The sequence below is a fragment of the Geodermatophilus sp. SYSU D00867 genome (genome assembly GCF_054050315.1).
In genome coordinates this window covers 1-15,689 of the sequence record NZ_JBJGZC010000004.1, presented here as the reverse complement: position 1 = coordinate 15,689, position 15,689 = coordinate 1, and the positions used below count along the sequence as shown (strand labels likewise).

Below are 15,689 nucleotides of genomic sequence, written 5' to 3'. Positions count from 1 at the left end.
ACTGACGTGGGGCCCTGGCTCAACGACCTCGGGGCCGGCGATGACGACGGCGTAGAGCATGACGATCGGGACGATGGTGCTCGACTTCGACCGCACGATGGTTATCTCTTTTGCCGCCAGCCTGCTGATGTTCACCTCATGCGCAAGACGATCATTTCGTGGGCAAGCCATCGGGCGATCCGTGCGGCCTAGTGTCCTCGGTGTGAGCGCCGACATGTCCGACGACGCGACTCCGTTCCTGACGCCGGAGCGGGTGTGGCGTCGCGAGGAGGTGCTCGCCAGGCCCTCCCCCGTTCCCGCTGCTCCGGGCGTCTATGGCTGGTGGTTCGACCGCCTGCCGACCTCGATGAACGTCACCGGATGCCGCAGCTGGCGTGGTCTCACACTGCTCTACACCGGGATCAGCCCCAAGCGGCCCCCGCGGAACGGACGCCCGCCGAGCAAGAGCCACCTTCGTGAGCGCATCGAGACTCATTACGCTGGCAACGCCGAGGGTTCGACGTTGCGCAAGACCCTGGGATGTCTTCTGGCCGAAGAACTCGGCATCCAGCTCCGCAGGGTCGGGTCAGGTCGAAGGCACACCTTTGTCGAAGGCGAGCAGGCACTATCCAGATGGATGGCCGATCACGCGCGCGTCAGCTTTGTCGAACACGAGCGCCCGTGGGAGCTGGAGGACCAGCTCATCGCCATGTTGGACCTTCCACTCAACCTCGACGGCAACGGCCGAAATGCGTTCCACGCGGAACTCACGCGTGTGCGGAAGCAGTGCGTCGCCGCAGCCGACGCACTGCCCGTCCTACCGAATCCTGGAGTCGGCGGACGCTAGATCAAGCACTGGCCGAGCGACATCTGAACGGTGTGACCCCCTTCGAAGGCACGAGAGCCCACCCGACGCCCCGCTGGAGTAGCCACCGACGGGGCCACCGGGGGCTGTGCTTCGCCGCTCGGAACGTGGGGATGATCCGCCTACGTGGAGCGCGGCGCGTGACGGCATGAGGGAAGGAGGTCCAATAGGCGGTCTGGGGTGCCGACTCGTCGAAGGCTCGGCTTCAGCGTCACGCCTGCGCTGCCGACAGAGCCTTGGGAACCAACAGCGACGCCACCTACGTCCGGAGATGAGGGCCTTCTCATGCGCTTTTTCGGTGCGATCGTTGCCATCGCATTTGTGATGAGCGTGTTCGACGGGTGCGACGATCCCACTCCGGACTCTGGCGGGGGCGGGGACACGTCAGGAAATACCGACTACTCGACCGACTACGACAGCGACCCATCGGGGAATGCCGGCGACCCTGGGTACTCAGATGCGGATGTGGCCAGCCTCGGCCATGACATCTGCGCCGCTTTCGACCAGGGCATGAGCGACCGCGAGGTGGAGTCATTCTTCATCAACAGTGGACTCATGGCCTCAGAGGCGGACGGCGTCGTGTACCTGGCGGTAAATGCATACTGCCCCGAATACTTGCCTTTGGTCGAATAGTCGACGACGAGTCGGGCAGCATTAGCCACGCCTTCGATGCATGAGGGTTCTTGACCAGCGGCATCCGGACGAATAGGCAACGTGACTCTCGGCTACCCCGCTCGACCTCCGCCGTGGGGCTGCCCTGCGAACACGAGGGCGGCCGTCACGTCTGCGGTCACGCCCGCATCACCCCACCGTCGGGGGGGCGTCGCCGGACCGGGCGAAGGGCGGCCCAACAGCTACCGGACGCCACCGCGACCGGGCGGGGCTGCAGCGGGGACGATCCGGAGTTGACGCCAGCCTGCCGATACCTACCTCATGCGCAAGACGATCATCGTGACCATCGCGGCGGCGGCGCTCACCGCCGGCTGCGGGGGTGGGGATTCCGCGGAGGCGACCGCCCAGGTCACCGAGTCCAGCCCGAGCGCCGCCGCACCCGACTCCGCGACCGCGGCCGCACCGTCCACGAGTGCCCAGGCGATGGACGCGGAGACCGCCCTGGCCAGCCTGAAGGACGCCGGGCTGCCCATCACCGACAGCGCGGTGATCACGGAGGCCAACGACGCGAACGACCTCATCGGGCGGCCGGGGCAGTACGTGTCCAAGGTGGCGTTCGCCGACAGTCGCGTTGGCGCGCCGATCGACCCAGCCGAGCCTGGCAACGAGGGGGGCGGCTCGATCGAGGTGTTCGCCAACGACGCCGACGCGCAAGCCCGGTCGGACTACATCCAGGAGGCCCTGCAGAGCCTCGGCCCGGTCGCTGGCACGGAGTATCACTACCTGGCCGGCCCGATCCTCGTCCGTGTCACTGGCGAGCTGCCCCCGTCCGTGGCGGCTGAGTACGAGGCTGCCGTCGCCGGTTTGTCCTGAGACGACGAAGAGCCTGGCCGGTCGGCCGCCGAATAGTCGACGGGCCAGGCTCAAGCCGAGCAGCCAGCAGGCATGATCGCGTCCGTGGCTCTGGTGTCTCTGGCGCTCACGCTGACCGGACTTGTGGCGCCCCTGTTCGGCGCCGGAACCACCTAGACGTCGGGACCTTCCTCGGAGCCGCCGGGCTCAAGGTCGCCGTCGGAGTCGCCGTCGGAGTCGCCGTCGTCGAAGTCGCCGTCGTCGGGCGGGACCTGCCCCGCGAGCGCCGCGGCCAGCCGCTGGCCGGCGTCGGTCAGCCACCGTTGCAGGTGGTCGACGACACCGGCCTGAAACGTGCTGACCGGCAGCTCCACCGGCACGGCGATCCAGCCGTCGGCCTCGATCACCTGCCCGGGGAAGGCCCGGTGGGCGGCGGCCGCCGTGCTGCGGCTGAACGTCAGCCACAGCGGGGACCGTCCGTGCCGAGCCCACAGCTCCAAGCTCACTCGGAGGGTCACAACGGCGTTGCCCAGCCGCATTCGCTTGCCGTACGCGAGCGGTCCGCCGCGGGTGATCGTCTGCCGACGCCCGGTGGTGGTCGCAGCGCCGCAGGTGAGCAGACGCCGGTGAACGGTGTCGACGACCGACGCCAACGTCAGGATGCGGCGGGGCAGGTCCTGGTCGGTGCGCTGCTCGATGGTCCACGGGACGAAGCTGTGGTCATCGACCTTGCGCACCAGGCCCAGCAGCTGGCGGGTGTCCTCGGCGACGGCCTGGTCAGCGACCCCGGCGATGCGGGTGAGGAGGTCCTCCCAGCTGATCACGGCGACGGTCATGCCGTCGGCGGTCCGGGCGATCCACCACGGGCCAGTCGTGCCGCCGGGCGTCAGCGGGTAGAGGCCGATGAGCTCGTCCATGAGGATCGCGACGCGGCGCGGCGGGACGACGAACACCAAGATGCCGACGTGCGGGCTTCTATGGCGGCCTCACGTACTGGCGGCGCCTCCGCTCGAGGTAAGCGCCGCGGACCTGCGCGGGCGCGAGCCCGGCACCTCTCCCGTCAAGGTCATCGAGCGGTCTGCCGATACCGCGGGTGGACAGCTGCACCTTGCGGCAATCGCCGCCCGCCCCTTAGGACAATCTAGTGACCGAGTCTTCTGATGGACTCCCCGAATCGATCGAAATTCTTGACGGACCTACGAGCTTAGTTGCTATCCCTATAAATGAAGGCACGAACGCGTGTCGCGCGGCCGGACTAGCAACTTGGGCGCTTGGTCGCCGAGAGGCGCTCGCCGATATATTCGTCGAACTGACCCAGCTCGGATTTTCCACCCGGCTGCTCGAACGACAGCCTTCCAACGAGGACAACCCGCTAGAGCGCTTACAGACAGCTACCTTCGATGAAGAACCCGATTCTGCGCGCGTTCGTCGCTGGGAGAGCTTAGCGAATTCCGCCAGACTGGATGACGCGGTTGTCTTCTTGGTCGAACTGCTGCGGAGCCCACTAGAACGTGAGTCGGCAACTGCAGCCTCCGCCCTCTGGCGCATCCTTGCCTCACCCGAGAGCCCGTGGCAGGTTTTCCGTTTCCCTCGGTGGTCACTGACCGACCCAAACGCAACTAGCTACCCTGACGACTTGACCTGGTGGGATGGCTACGATTGGGAGTGGCGATGCTGGAATCGCCTGACTTCACGTTGGGCCTCCCGCATTCGTGCAGTTAGCGACTTGCTTCGTCAGCGCCTTGGTCGGGCACTCAGGTCTACCGATCCGATAACTCGAGAGATTGCCGCAGCAGCTTTCGCTCCGGTCAACCTCGAGCAGCCAGCGCATCTGCAGACGCCACAACCGAATCAACAACACGCGAACGCCGTATCCACCATGGTGCATGGAACCTGGGCCTGGAGGGGCGACTGGTGGCGACCGACTGGGGACTTCTTCCAGTTTATTCATTGCCACCATCGATCCGACCTATATCAGCGAGGTGCGCGCTTCAGTTGGGACGGATCCCTCCGGGGCAGTCATCGACAGTTGGCCGCACAGGATCTTGTCGACTGGGCGACGGATCGCGCACCCGCAGGACTTCGAACAGTCTTCGCTCACAGCTACGGAGGTGAGGTCGTGGCGCTCGCGGCCAGAAACAGGCTACCCGTTGACGAGATTGTGCTATTGAGCACACCTGTAACCGAGAGCGTGCAGGAATTGCCAGATTTGTGCAGCAGAGTCGTCGACGTTCGGATCCCCTTCGATATCGTACTTGGCTTGACAGGACACCGTCAGCGACTGCCAGAACGCCACAATGTCACTGGCGTGATCATTGATCGCTGGTTTTGGTCCCACTCGGCCAGCCACAGTGCGGACGTCTGGCAGAAGGAGGACGTCTCGTCACAGGCCGGGATGTGAGATCCGCAAGCCCCATCAAGCTGCCAACGCCAGGTAGCTGAAGAGCGTCGCCTTGCCGGCATGTGTCCTCACGAAGCGCGATCGAGGTACTGACGGCGAGCGCGGGTGATGGTCTCAGCGGTGCTGAGGGGTAGGTCCATCTCATCGTCCCCGTCGTGGACGTCGATGAGGCGGGCGACGTAGGTCTCGGCTTCGGCGCGATTGCCTGCGCGATAGGCGACCCGCATGGCATCCAGCAGGACCCTTTCGTCGTCCGGCGCGACCAGGAGCGCGGTGGCGCTGGTGGCACGGGCGGCATCCAGGTCGTCATGAGCGAGTGCTGCCGTGACGACCTGGTGGGCGACATCGCAGATCGCCGCGGTGAGCGTGAGGTCCAGGCCGCCGAGCCACTCGTAGCCTGAGGGACGTTGGGCGAAGGGCGGTCCGGACACCAGCTGCAGCGCCGCCAGCAGATCGGGCATGCCGTCGTCGCCGCGCACGCCGGCGCGGGCGCGCAGCTGGCGGAACAGGTCGGCGTCGACGAGGACGTTGGTGAGCGCGTAGGGGCCGCGGTGCCCGGAGCTGAGGTGCTTCTCCCCGGTGGCGGGGTCGGTGCCGAGCCAAGCGCGGGCGCCGGCGGTGATCCGGTGCACGTAGGCGCGGGCACTGACCGGGTCGCTCCTCCCACCGCGCGCGGGCTCCAGGGCGGTGGCGGCCTCGTCGACGGTGGCGCCGTGCGGGCGGGTGGCGAGGTAGGCAACCGCTTCCTCGTAGCGGCGGCGCAGCCCGGACTTGGCGACGGCCTGCTCGTCGCCGTGTGCGCGCAGCCTGACCGGGCCGAGCAGGGTCAGCCGCGGCCGGGTGCAGTCGGGATCCCACCAGTCGGCGAGGTCGCGGTCCAGTTGCTCGAGGTCGTCCTCGAGCCTCCTGCGCAATCCGGTCGCGCGGGGACGGTCGACCGCCGCGACACCGTCGCCGGCCGGGGGCCCGGTGGGTGCTCCACCACTGTCGGCCGACTGCGGTGGCGCCGGGTCGGGCGCGGCAGCCGAGGAGCCGCGCTGGCTGGGCCGGAGCGGGGCAACGGGTGCGGTTGGCTCGCCGCTCTCACGCGGGAGCACGTCGTCGCGCAGGGCGCCGCCGGCGTCGGTGTGTGCCTGCCAGGGCCGGTCGCCCTCGGCGGCGGGGATGGGCTGGTCTGCGGCGTCGCGCTCGAAGGCCAGCAGCGTGGCGATGTCGCGGGCCTGCTGAACGGTGAGCTGAGGCGCCGGCAGGTGCAGACCGAGAGCAGGCAGGTGCAGCGACCCGTCCTCGGTCACCGTGACCAGCCACTCGTCGCCCTCTTGCGCCGGCTCGGCACCGAGCACCAGGACGACCGGACTGCGGTCCCTCCGGCCGCGCAGTGCGGCGGCGGCCTCGGCCAGGCCGTCGCCGTCGTCGGGGCGGTGCGGGGCGAGGACGACGTGCGGCATCCAGCCGGTGCCGGTCGCTGCCTGCAGCCGCCCCTGCAGCACGTCCTCGTCGTCGCGCTCGCCGACTTCCTTCAGCACGGTCTGCAGGTCGGCAGCGCAGGCCTCCTCGACCGAGCGGATCCGGTCGGGGGCGAGGTCGATGAGTTCGCCCCCGAACCCGACGGCGGTGACGGTGAGCAGGTCCGACCAGCCGTTGACGGCGAGCTCGGCGGCCAGGAAGCGGGCGAGGTCCTCCCGCCGGTCGGCCGGTCCGCTGACCCGCACGGCGCCGGGGTGCTCGAGGTCGAGCAGCCAGCGCTGCCGGCCGTCGGTGCCGAGGCTGACCAGCGTCGGGTACGGGGCCAGCCGGGCTCGGGCCACGGCGCCGTCGACGCCCGTGTCCGCGTCGAGCTCGACGGACCACCACAGACCGTCGTCGTCGGCGGTCCACGGAGGCGGCGGTGGCCGGTCGGCCGGCGCGGCGAGCCGCAGCTGCAGCTGGCGGTCGTCCAGCCGGGCGGCGACGACGTCGGGCAGGCGCCCGCCGGGGTCCTCGGCGACGAGCACGGACAGGATGCGGAGCGCGCGGTCGAGCGCGGCGTAGTCAGCCCGGCCGGCCTCGGCCGCGGAGGTGAGGGCGGTCTCGGTGGCGGCCAGCTCCGGCGGCAGCGGAGCCAGCCGGCGGCCGGTCCGGCGGCGGCGCAGGCGCCGGCGGCGGTGGGCGAGCCACGCCGTTCCGAGGCCGGCGGCGAGCAGGGCTCCGGCGCCGGTGAGCATGGCCGCCAGCTCCGATGGTGACTGCTCTTCGGCGTCGTCGTCCGCGGCAGTGGGCGTCGGATCGGGAGCGGCAGAAGGGTTCGCGTCCCGGGGCGGAGCCGGTGCCGTCGACGGCGCCTCGGGAGGCGGCGTCGGCCCGTCCCCCGGCGGTGGGGTCGTCTGCGGGGGCGCGGTGTCGGCCGGCGGAGGCGGCGCGGGGACGGGTGCAGCGACGGCGGGCAGGTCCAGCACCTGGCCGGGCTGGATGAGGTCAGGATCGGTGAACAGGCCGCCGCCGGGCAGGGGCTCGCCGGCGTTGAGGTCGAAGATCGGCCGCCAGCCGTCCAGCCCGCGCTCCGCCGCGATGTCGGCGAGGGTGTCCCCGGGCTGCACGGTCACCGCAGCCGCCGTCGGGTCGCCGGCGGGGACGGCGGCGTCGGCGGGGAGGACCAGCACCCAGCCCGGGCGGATCGACCCGGGATCGCCGAGCGCGCCGCCGTCGGGCTGGGTCCGGCCGCGGTTGAGGTCGACGATCTCCTCGAAGCGGGTCCAGTCGCCCAGGTAGTGGGCGGCGATGCGGCCGAGGGTGTCCCGTGGCTGCACGGTGTAGGTCGGGCCCTGGGTCGAGGGGGCGGCCAGAGGAGGATCCGGGGCCGGGACGGGCGCCGGCGCGGGTTCCTCGACCGGCTGCTCGACTCCGACCGGCGGTCCTGCCAGCGCGGGCACGGCGAGCAGCGGCGCGGAGCCGGCGCCGACCACGGCGGCCACCAGCAGCCCGGCCAGCCGCTGCGGCGCCGCGAGGCCGGGAAGGCGCAGCGGCGGCAGTCCGCGCAACTGTGCGGCCAACTCGACGGCCACCGACAGGGCGAGGACCGCCCAGGCGGCCCAGCCGACGACCACGAGCAGCCCGAGGAACAGCGCGCCGGTGTCCGGTCCGCTCAGCGCGGCGGTGACCTCCGCCCAGGACGGCAGCTCATCGGGCAGGTACGCGCCGCCGAGCCGCCACAGCGCGGCGGGCACGCCGAGGACCCCGGTCGCCAGGACCAGGAGGGCGACCAGCCGGCGCAGCAGGTCGGTCGTCCGCGCGGTGGTGGTCATGGGCCCGCTCCCCCGCTCTCGTCGGTGACCAGGTCGGCGGTCCCGGAGCCCTCGACGGTCAGGGTGGCAATGCCGATCAGCCCGAGGAAGGTCGTGGGCTGGGTGATGGTGGTGGTCACCTGCAGGGTGTCGCCGTCGACGACGGTCACCACACCGGCCACGTCGTTGCGGGCCAGGTAGCCCTGCGCCGCGGCGACTGCGGCGGCCGGGTCCACCCGGACCTGCCCGGCGAGGGCGGCGGCGACGTCGAGGGCCTGGCCGCCGGCGCGGGCGGCCTCGTCGGCGATGGCGTCGGCGCGCTGGGTGGCGGCCACCTTGGCGCCGCCGTCGACGGCCAGGCCGATGATCAGCAGCAGGCCGGGCACGAGGACGGCGAGGAACACGCTGATCGCCCCGCGCTCGGAGTACGGCCGCCGGAGCCGCTGCCGGGTGCTCATCGCTCGCGGTAGGCGTCGACGGGACTGGTGAAGGCCGCCTCGACGGTGATCGATCCGGGCAGGCCAGGGGCCAGCAGGTCGGCTATGCCGACGGCGCAGCTGATCGTGACGGTGACGTCCCCGGGCTCGCCGGGCGGCGCGGCGAAGCCGGCGGTGTCGAAGTCGACGCGGGTGCCCTCACAGCGGAGGTCCTGGGCGGCCAGGGTCCGCTCGGCCTGCTCGCCGGCCAGCGCGGCGGCGGTCGCGGCGTCGCGGGCGAGCGAGGCCTCCCGGGCGGCGGCCCGGGCCGCCTCCTGCACGGCGCCCTCGGCGATCTGGGCGCGCCCGGCGAGGACGGCGAAGGACAGCAGCAGCAGGAACGCCGGGGCCAGCAGCGCCAGCTCCACCGACACCGACCCCCGCTCCCCCACACCGGCGCTCACGGTGCGGGCCGTTCGACGGGACCGACGGCGGTCTGGGTGACCGACCATCCCGGCAGGCCGGGAAACAGGCTCAGCGAGGTGCCGGTGACCGTCACCGCGATGCTGGCCGGCGAGCCGCTCACCGTCACGTCCCGGCCGGTGAGCAGGTCGGCGGCGGTGCGGTCGAGGAAGTCCTCCGCGGCGGACTGGGCGCGGGCGGTCGAGGCAGGCTGCACCCGGCCCTCCCGGGCGCCCTCCTGCGCGGCGCCGAGCGCGACGGAGCGGGCGTAGAACCACAGCGCCGCCTGGATCAGCGTCATGACCAGCAGCAGCACCACCGGGAAGGTGACCGCCAGCTCCACCGACGCCGCGCCGCGCTCCCCCGACGGCCTCCGGCCTGCCGCGCCGGCGGTCCGGCCGCCCCGGGCACGGCCGGGCCGGGCCGGCGGTTCGGGGCCGCGGAGGCTGGCGGGGCGGGCCACGGCGCTACTGGATCTGGGACGAGCGCGAGGTGACAGCGTTGGCGATGACCGCCACCAGCGCGACGGCGATGCCGATCAGGGCCACGGTGATGACCACCTGCTCGACCGACAGCGAGCCCCGCTCCGGTGCGGCCCGGACCGCGCGGAGCCGGTCGCGCAGCGCCGCCATGAGCGCGGTGAGGATGCTGATCAACGGGATCATCGGGGGTGTCCTTCTCGGTCGGGGTGGGCGGTCAGGTGGCCAGCAGCCGGGCCAGGGCGGGATAGAGGAACAGCAGCAGGAACGCGATCGACAGCAGCGCGACGGGGGCGGTGAGCTTCTCGCTGGCGGTGTTGGCCGCCGCCTCCTCCTCGGCCAGCAGCTGCACCCGCAGCGAGGCGGCGCGGGCGCGCAGGGTGGGGGCGATCGAGGCGCCCTCCTGCGCGGCGACCACCGCGATGTCGGCGACGTCGGCCAGCTCCCCGACGCCGGTGTCGGCGGCCAGCCGGCGCAGCCCGTCCCAGGGCGGGTCGCCGGCCAGCCGGGCGGTTAGCAGCGCGTCGGTGATCCGCCGGAACACCCAGCCCTCCCCGACGGCGGCGGCCCGCTCCAGGGCGATGGTGGGCCCCTCGCTGGCGTCGCGGCGGAGGCTGACCAGGTCCAGGTAGGAGCACAGCGCGCGGCGCAGCTGGGCGCGCGCCTCGGCGGCCTGGTCGCGCACCACGAGGTCGACGACGAGGAACAGCCCGCCGGCCAGCGCCAGCGACCCGGCCACCGGCACCAGCACCGGCAGCCGGACGCCGGCCACGCCGAGCACGGCGGTGAGCAGCGGCGCGAACACCGCGCCGAAGGCGGCCAGGCCGATCTTGCGGGCGGCGTAGCCCTCCGGCGTCCAGCCGATCAGCGCCAGCGCCTGCGCCGGGGCCCGCCGCCCGGCGGCGGGCAGCCGGGCCGCGGCCCACGTCCCGGCGCGGCCGGCCGCGCGCGCCCACCGGTCCCCCGCCGCCGGTCCGGCTCCGGCCGGGACGGGGGCCGGGCGCCCGTCCAGGCGGGCCAGCGCGTCGGCCAGCCGCGGCTGCTCCACCACCAGGACCGCGCGCAGCAGCACAAACAGCCCCAGTCCCACGAGCGCGCCGGCGCCGATCAGGGCCGCCTGGAGACCGCTCACGACGCCGGCACCTCCTCCGGCTCGCGCCCGGCCCGGCGGCCGCGGTCGGGGTCGACCAGGAAACGGGCCGACGGCGCGGGGGCGGTGAGCCGGCGCATCCACAGCAGGCAGCCGACGATCAGCCCGCCGATGGCGGCTAGCACCAGCTGGCCCAGGACGGTGCCGTAGGGCGCCAGGTAGTCCCCGTTGAGCGCGGCCAGGCCGGCCGCGCCGAGGGTGATCAGCAGCAGCCAGCGGGCGTTGGCGCGGGGCTTGGCGCGGTCGGCCTCGACCTTGCGGCGCATGGTGACCTCGTCGGTGAGGCTGCCCGCCAGCTCGGTCAGCACCCGCGCCAGCCCCGGCCCGCGCAGCTCCGCGCCGAGCAGCAGCGCGGCGACCACCAGGTCCCCGGCGGCGTCGTCGAGGTCGTCGGCGAAGGCCAGCAGCGCCCGCGACGTCGGCCACCGGGCCTGCAGCCGGGCGGCCAGCGTCGCCACCTCCGCCTCGATTGGGGCGGGCGCGGTGCGCGCCGAGCGGATCAGCGTCTGCTCGAGCCCGCCGCCGGCAGCGAGCACGTCCGAGCCGCGGCGTACCCACTCCTGCAGCGCCTCCAGCCGCTCCACCGCGGCGGTGCCGCCGGCGAACTGCGCCAGCAGCCACGGCACCCCGACCACCGCGCCCCCGGCGAGGGCGCCGCCGACCGGCCATCCCGACTCCAGCCACACTCCGGCCGCCACCGCGCCGGCGGTCCCCCACAGCACCCGCCGGCGCCGCGCTCCGCGCGGATCGCCCGGCGCCGCGGCGCGCCGCCGGCGGCGCGGCGGCCGGGCCGGCGCCGCCGGGGCGGTGAGGGCTTGGGCGGCCAGCAGCAGGCCGCCCACCAGCAGCGCCCCGCACGCCCCGGCCAGCAGGCCCGCGCCGCTCACCGCCGGCTCCCGGTCGCCCCGGCCCAGCGCCCGGGCGCGGGCCGCAGCCAGGCGGGATCGAAGCCGACGCGGGTGTAGTCGGCCAGGTCCACCGGATCGTGCTCGGCCACCGCCCGCCCGTCCGGGCCGGGGGCGAACACCTCGGTGAGCGCCGGGCGCCCGCCCTCGCCGATGCCGTTGCACTCCACGACCTGGCTGACGAACCGGTGCCGCTCCCCGCCGGCCCACCGCTCGTCGACGGTGGCGAGGTGCACGACCAGGTCGATCGCCGACGCGCAGGACCGGTAGGCGTGCTCCGGGGTCACCCCGGGCCGGCCGCGCATGCACAGGTTGGCCAGCCGCTCGAAGGCGTGCGCGGCCGAGCGGGCGTGCAGGGTGCAGGCCGAGCCGCCCTCGCCGGCCTCCATCACCTCGATCAGCGGCCACGCCTCCTCGCCGCGCACCTCCCCCAGCCACACCCGGGACACGTTCATCACCAGCGCCTGTTCCACCAGCTCGGTGAGCGTCACCTCGCCGAGGCGGCGGCCGTCCGGGCCGCGCTCGCCGGTGCCCTCCCGCGCCTCGAACGGCACCACCCGGGGATGCCGGTCGGGCAGCTCGTGCAGCAGCAGCTCGAAGTGCTTCTCGATGGTGGCCAGGTTCTCGCCGGCCGGGAGCTCGTTGGCCAGCGCCCGCAGCAGCAGCGTCTTGCCGGCGCCCTGCCCGCCGGTGACCACGAGGTTCTTCCGCGCCCGCACCGCCGCGCGCAGGAACTCCGCCAGCGGCCGGTCCAGCGCCCGCAGCCCGATCAGGTCATTGAGGTCGACGTCGCGGATCCGGTGCCGGCGGATCACCAGCTGCGGGCGCGGCACCGTCTCGATCACCGCCGCCAGCCGGGACCCGTCCGGCAGCCGCATGGTCAGCAGCGGGCTGGCCGTGGTCAGCGTCCGCTCGGCGCGGCCGAGGCGGGCGGCGATGTGCTGCAGCTGCCGGACCAGGTCCTCGTCGGAGTCGGCGATCGGGCCGACCCGGACGTCGCGGCCGTCGGCGTAGCCGATCCACACGTTGTCGTGCCCGTGCGCCTCGATGTTCTCCACGCGCGGGTCGTCCACGTAGGGCTGCAGCCGGCCCAGCCCGAACTGCGCGGCGAACACCGCCTCCGCGATCGCCCGCTCCTCGGCCGGGGTGGGCACCGGCTGCCCGGCGCGCATCCGCTCGCGCACCAGCCCGTCGATGCCGTCCTGGACCAGGGTGCGGGCCAGCTCCTGCTGCGCTCCCGGCGTCAATGCCGGGCGGCGCTTGAGCTCCTCGGCCAGGGCCGTCGCCGTCGTCTCGTGCAGCCGGCGCACCAGCGCCCAGTCCAACGCGGCCGGTGGCTCGTCCAGGTCCCGGACGGGGCGCCGGGCGGGTCGACCGTCGGTCATCGGGTCAGCGGCCACGGCCGCCTCCGGCGGTCGTCGAAATGAAGGAGCTCGACGGCGGTGGGATCGACGGCGGCGGGGTCAGCCGGCCCTCGCGGGCGGCGGCAACCCCGGCCAGCCCGACCGCCGTGGACCGGGCGGCCCGCAGCAGCGCCGACTGGGGAAACAGCCGCCCGGCCGGGGTGCCGTCGCTGAGCACCGCCGCCGCCCGGGCGTCCCGCGGCAGCACCCCCACGACCGGCACGCCCACCGCCTCGCCGATCTCCCGCTCGCCGTACGGCTCCCCCGGCCCCACCACCAGCGCCGCCAACGCGCCGGCCCCCGGGCCCAGTCCGGTTCCCTCGTCGCGGAGTTCGGCGACCGCCTGGGCGCTCGCGCGCACCGCCCGCAGCGTCGACCCGGTCACCACGACCACCGCGGCCGCCCGGCGGAGCACCGCGGCCGGGAAGTGCGCGGCCCGCAGCCGCCCGCAGTCGGCCAGCACGTCGACCGCGCCGTCCTCCACCGACGCGAGCGCGCCGGCCAGCCGCTCCCAGTCCACGTGCCGCGCGGTGGCCGCATCGGACAGACCGGGCAGCAGCCGCGCCCGCCCGCCGGCGTCCAGCCGCACCAGATGGGCGTCCAGCTGCCCGGCGAGCCCGCCGCGTCGGGCAGCCAGCTGCAGCTCGGTCAGCCCGCCGGCGGCCAGCCGCGCCCGGCCGTAGCCGGCCAGCACGTCGCCCCCGGCCGGGTCCAGCTCGGCCAGCACCGCCGCGCGCGGCCAGGACAGCGTCAGCGCCAGCGCGGCGGTGGTCACGCCGGGGGCGCCCTTGGCCGAGCACAGCGCGATCAACACGGCGGCCGCCCCTCGCCTACTCGCCGGCCACCACGACGATGGCGACCAGACCCGCGGCCGCGCGGGCCGCGACGTCCGGCCCGTCGGCGGCGTCGACGAGCACGTCGACCACCCGCAGCCCGTCGGTGCCCGGCGATCCGGACCGCACCACCGTGGCCGCCACCGGGTCGGGCGTTCCCGCCGTGCCCGGCACTCCCGCGGTGTCCGGTGCCCCCGCCGCACCGCTGCCGGCCACCGGGACCAGCAGCACGTCGTCACCGGGTCGCAGTGGCGTCGCGGGCAGCTGGACCGCCGCCACACCGACGCCGACCAGTTGCTGACCGGCAGGCGGCAGCGGCTGCGTGGTGAGCGCCTCGCGGGTGAGCAGCGACCCCGGCGTCAGGGTGGTGGCCGCGACCATGCCGATCACCTGGTCCCGCTCGGCGTACGGGATCGGATCCAGGGCCGGTTCGGCGGACACCTGCGCCTGCACCAGGTCGGCGGCGGTAATCGGCTGCCCCCAGGGCACCTCGCGGGCGACCGCGATGACCGGGGACGTCTGTCCCAGCGACGTGGCCAGGTAGGCGGCGCCGAGCGCACCGAGCACCACCATGGCCACCGCCAACGCCAGCAGCGCCGGGCGACGGCGGCGGCGCGGGGGCGGCAGCGCCGCCGCCAATCCGTTGAGTGCCGCGGCGCGACCCGGGGCGCCGGTGCTCGGGGACTGGGTGCGGGTCATCGGCTGCCGCCGTCCTGGTTGAGGACGTGAAGCTCACCGACGACCAACTCCGCCGACGACGACAGCTCCAGCGTCTCCGTCCCCGACAGGCCACCGCCGGACCAAGTGATCGTCCAGGTGCTCGTCGCGGTGATCGGCCACGCGCCCCCGGGCGCATGCCGGGTCGACGCCTGCGCGTAGACGTGGCCGCAGTCCGGGGACTCCCCTGCAGCTCCGGGCGTGTACGGCGTCCCGGCGCCGCAGACGACGGTGGTGCCGTCGCCCATGTCCCAGGCGATGCGGCTCACCTCGCCCACGGCGGTGACCGTGACCCCACCGGCCGACACCGACTGCCGGGTCGGGCCGAGGAACTGCTCACCCCGCTCGGTCCACATCCACACCGGCAGGCCGACCAGCCCGCTGGTCGAGCCCGGAGGCGGAGCCATCCGGATCTCCGGCGCGCGCATCACCAGCGATGCGATGGCCTGCTCCGCTAAGACCCGCGGATCCACCGGGGGTGCCGGTGGCACCGAGCCGTTCGGCACGAAGACGAGGACGGCGGCGAGGCCCGACCCGTCCCCGCGCGGACAGGCCCGCACGTACACCACGCCATCGGCCGCGGTCTGCCCCTGCCAGACCACGCTGTCCGGCGCCGGCTGCGGCTCGGCCACGCTGTACGTGCACGGGCTAGGTGCGGAGACCCCACCCCTAGCCTGCGGACCTTCCTCACTAGGGCTTCCGGTTCCTTGCCCGACCTCGTCTGCTGTCTGTCCTTGAGAGGTTGCCTCAACTAGGCAGATGCCGGTCTGCGCATCCTTTCTGGCGCATTCGACGGGCGGAGCTGCCATGGCACTACTCAGCGGGCTAGGAGCGGCGAGCATTGCGGCCGTCAGCAAGGCAACCCGAGACGGCCTCAGCATGGCCGGTCCGTCAGCGGCTCCAGAACATTGACCAACCAAGGGGAACCCGGCACGGAGTCGTAGCGAGTGACCGTGATGTCCCAGACGTACCGAGGCGGGGTTCCTGGAGGTATGGCCTCACCGCTGTCGACCTTGACCACACGCGTGCTCTGGCTGTCATAGCAGCCACTGATCCGCACCGTGGGCCCTCCCGAACCAGCCAGGTCGACGGCGGTTACCTCAAGATCGACCGCTGTGTCGCCTTCCTGCCGCAGGCCGAGCGCCGCATAGTCCCGTACCGCTGTGACAGCCAGTAGAGCGGCGGGATCGCCCGCATACCGCCGAATCTCCGGCTCCCAGTCGCTAGCTGTAGTGCCCAGCTGCGTTGCTGACGGTGGTGCGGCTGATCGGTGGCTGTCCGTCGAGCGCGGTGTGGCTGCGGTGATGGTTGTAGGTGTGTAGCCAGGCGGGCAAGGCAGCGGCGCGTTCTGCTGA

The 15,689-nt window shown here is 73.4% G+C and carries 15 protein-coding genes and 1 pseudogene; 3 read left to right on the top strand and 13 right to left on the bottom strand.

Annotated features, from left to right (window positions below):
- Positions 1 to 73 precede the first annotated feature (73 nt).
- The 3 genes from ACI8AK_RS05020 to ACI8AK_RS05010 all read left to right on the top strand — a co-directional run bounded on the left by ACI8AK_RS05020 (position 74) and on the right by ACI8AK_RS05010 (position 2,329).
- Positions 74 to 826, top strand: a complete 753-nt coding sequence (locus ACI8AK_RS05020; protein WP_456955283.1) for a GIY-YIG nuclease family protein — start codon at positions 74 to 76, stop codon at positions 824 to 826.
- A gap of 303 nt (positions 827 to 1,129) precedes the next feature.
- Entirely contained in the window at positions 1,130 to 1,477 is a 348-nt protein-coding gene (locus ACI8AK_RS05015; protein WP_456955281.1) for a DUF732 domain-containing protein, read from the top strand.
- Positions 1,478 to 1,777: 300 nt separating this feature from the next.
- Positions 1,778 to 2,329 (top strand): hypothetical protein, encoded by a 552-nt coding sequence (locus ACI8AK_RS05010; protein ID WP_456955280.1) that lies wholly within the window; start codon positions 1,778 to 1,780, stop codon positions 2,327 to 2,329.
- A gap of 152 nt (positions 2,330 to 2,481) precedes the next feature.
- Here the strand turns inward: ACI8AK_RS05010 and ACI8AK_RS05005 are convergent, their stop codons facing one another.
- The 13 genes and pseudogenes from ACI8AK_RS05005 to ACI8AK_RS04945 all read right to left on the bottom strand — a co-directional run.
- The gene (locus tag ACI8AK_RS05005; RefSeq protein WP_456955279.1) at positions 2,482 to 3,264 is read right to left on the bottom strand and encodes a hypothetical protein; all 783 of its coding nucleotides are present in this window, start codon (positions 3,262 to 3,264) and stop codon (positions 2,482 to 2,484) included.
- 1,513 nt (positions 3,265 to 4,777) lie between these two features.
- Entirely contained in the window at positions 4,778 to 7,990 is a 3,213-nt protein-coding gene (locus ACI8AK_RS05000; RefSeq protein ID WP_456955278.1) for a LysM peptidoglycan-binding domain-containing protein, read from the bottom strand.
- The gene (locus ACI8AK_RS04995) at positions 7,987 to 8,427 is read right to left on the bottom strand and encodes a TadE/TadG family type IV pilus assembly protein (RefSeq protein WP_456955276.1); all 441 of its coding nucleotides are present in this window, start codon (positions 8,425 to 8,427) and stop codon (positions 7,987 to 7,989) included. The genes ACI8AK_RS05000 and ACI8AK_RS04995 overlap by 4 nt, the downstream gene beginning before the upstream one ends.
- Positions 8,424 to 8,849, bottom strand: coding sequence for a TadE/TadG family type IV pilus assembly protein (locus ACI8AK_RS04990; protein WP_456955275.1), 426 nt, complete (start codon positions 8,847 to 8,849; stop codon positions 8,424 to 8,426). Before ACI8AK_RS04990 ends, ACI8AK_RS04995 begins: the two co-directional genes overlap by 4 nt.
- Entirely contained in the window at positions 8,846 to 9,310 is a 465-nt protein-coding gene (locus tag ACI8AK_RS04985) for a TadE/TadG family type IV pilus assembly protein (RefSeq protein ID WP_456955274.1), read from the bottom strand. Before ACI8AK_RS04985 ends, ACI8AK_RS04990 begins: the two co-directional genes overlap by 4 nt.
- A 4-nt stretch (positions 9,311 to 9,314) precedes the next feature.
- On the bottom strand, positions 9,315 to 9,512 hold the full coding sequence (locus ACI8AK_RS04980; RefSeq protein WP_456955272.1) for a hypothetical protein: 198 nt from the start codon (positions 9,510 to 9,512) through the stop codon (positions 9,315 to 9,317).
- A gap of 31 nt (positions 9,513 to 9,543) precedes the next feature.
- Positions 9,544 to 10,458 carry a type II secretion system F family protein gene (locus ACI8AK_RS04975; protein ID WP_456955270.1) on the bottom strand — a complete coding sequence of 305 codons (915 nt, stop codon included), beginning with the start codon at positions 10,456 to 10,458 and terminating at the stop codon, positions 9,544 to 9,546.
- On the bottom strand, positions 10,455 to 11,363 hold the full coding sequence (locus tag ACI8AK_RS04970) for a type II secretion system F family protein (RefSeq protein WP_456955268.1): 909 nt from the start codon (positions 11,361 to 11,363) through the stop codon (positions 10,455 to 10,457). Before ACI8AK_RS04970 ends, ACI8AK_RS04975 begins: the two co-directional genes overlap by 4 nt.
- Positions 11,360 to 12,781, bottom strand: coding sequence for a CpaF family protein (locus ACI8AK_RS04965; protein WP_456955267.1), 1,422 nt, complete (start codon positions 12,779 to 12,781; stop codon positions 11,360 to 11,362). The genes ACI8AK_RS04970 and ACI8AK_RS04965 overlap by 4 nt, the downstream gene beginning before the upstream one ends.
- On the bottom strand, positions 12,771 to 13,598 hold the full coding sequence (locus ACI8AK_RS04960) for a hypothetical protein (protein ID WP_456955265.1): 828 nt from the start codon (positions 13,596 to 13,598) through the stop codon (positions 12,771 to 12,773). The genes ACI8AK_RS04965 and ACI8AK_RS04960 overlap by 11 nt, the downstream gene beginning before the upstream one ends.
- A 16-nt stretch (positions 13,599 to 13,614) precedes the next feature.
- Complete coding sequence (locus ACI8AK_RS04955) at positions 13,615 to 14,316, bottom strand: SAF domain-containing protein (protein ID WP_456955264.1); 702 nt, start codon at positions 14,314 to 14,316, stop codon at positions 13,615 to 13,617.
- Positions 14,313 to 14,966, bottom strand: a complete 654-nt coding sequence (locus ACI8AK_RS04950; protein WP_456955262.1) for an ATP/GTP-binding protein — start codon at positions 14,964 to 14,966, stop codon at positions 14,313 to 14,315. Before ACI8AK_RS04950 ends, ACI8AK_RS04955 begins: the two co-directional genes overlap by 4 nt.
- Positions 14,967 to 15,557: 591 nt before the next feature.
- Positions 15,558 to 15,689: pseudogene (locus ACI8AK_RS04945) on the bottom strand (IS481 family transposase); the annotation flags it as partial.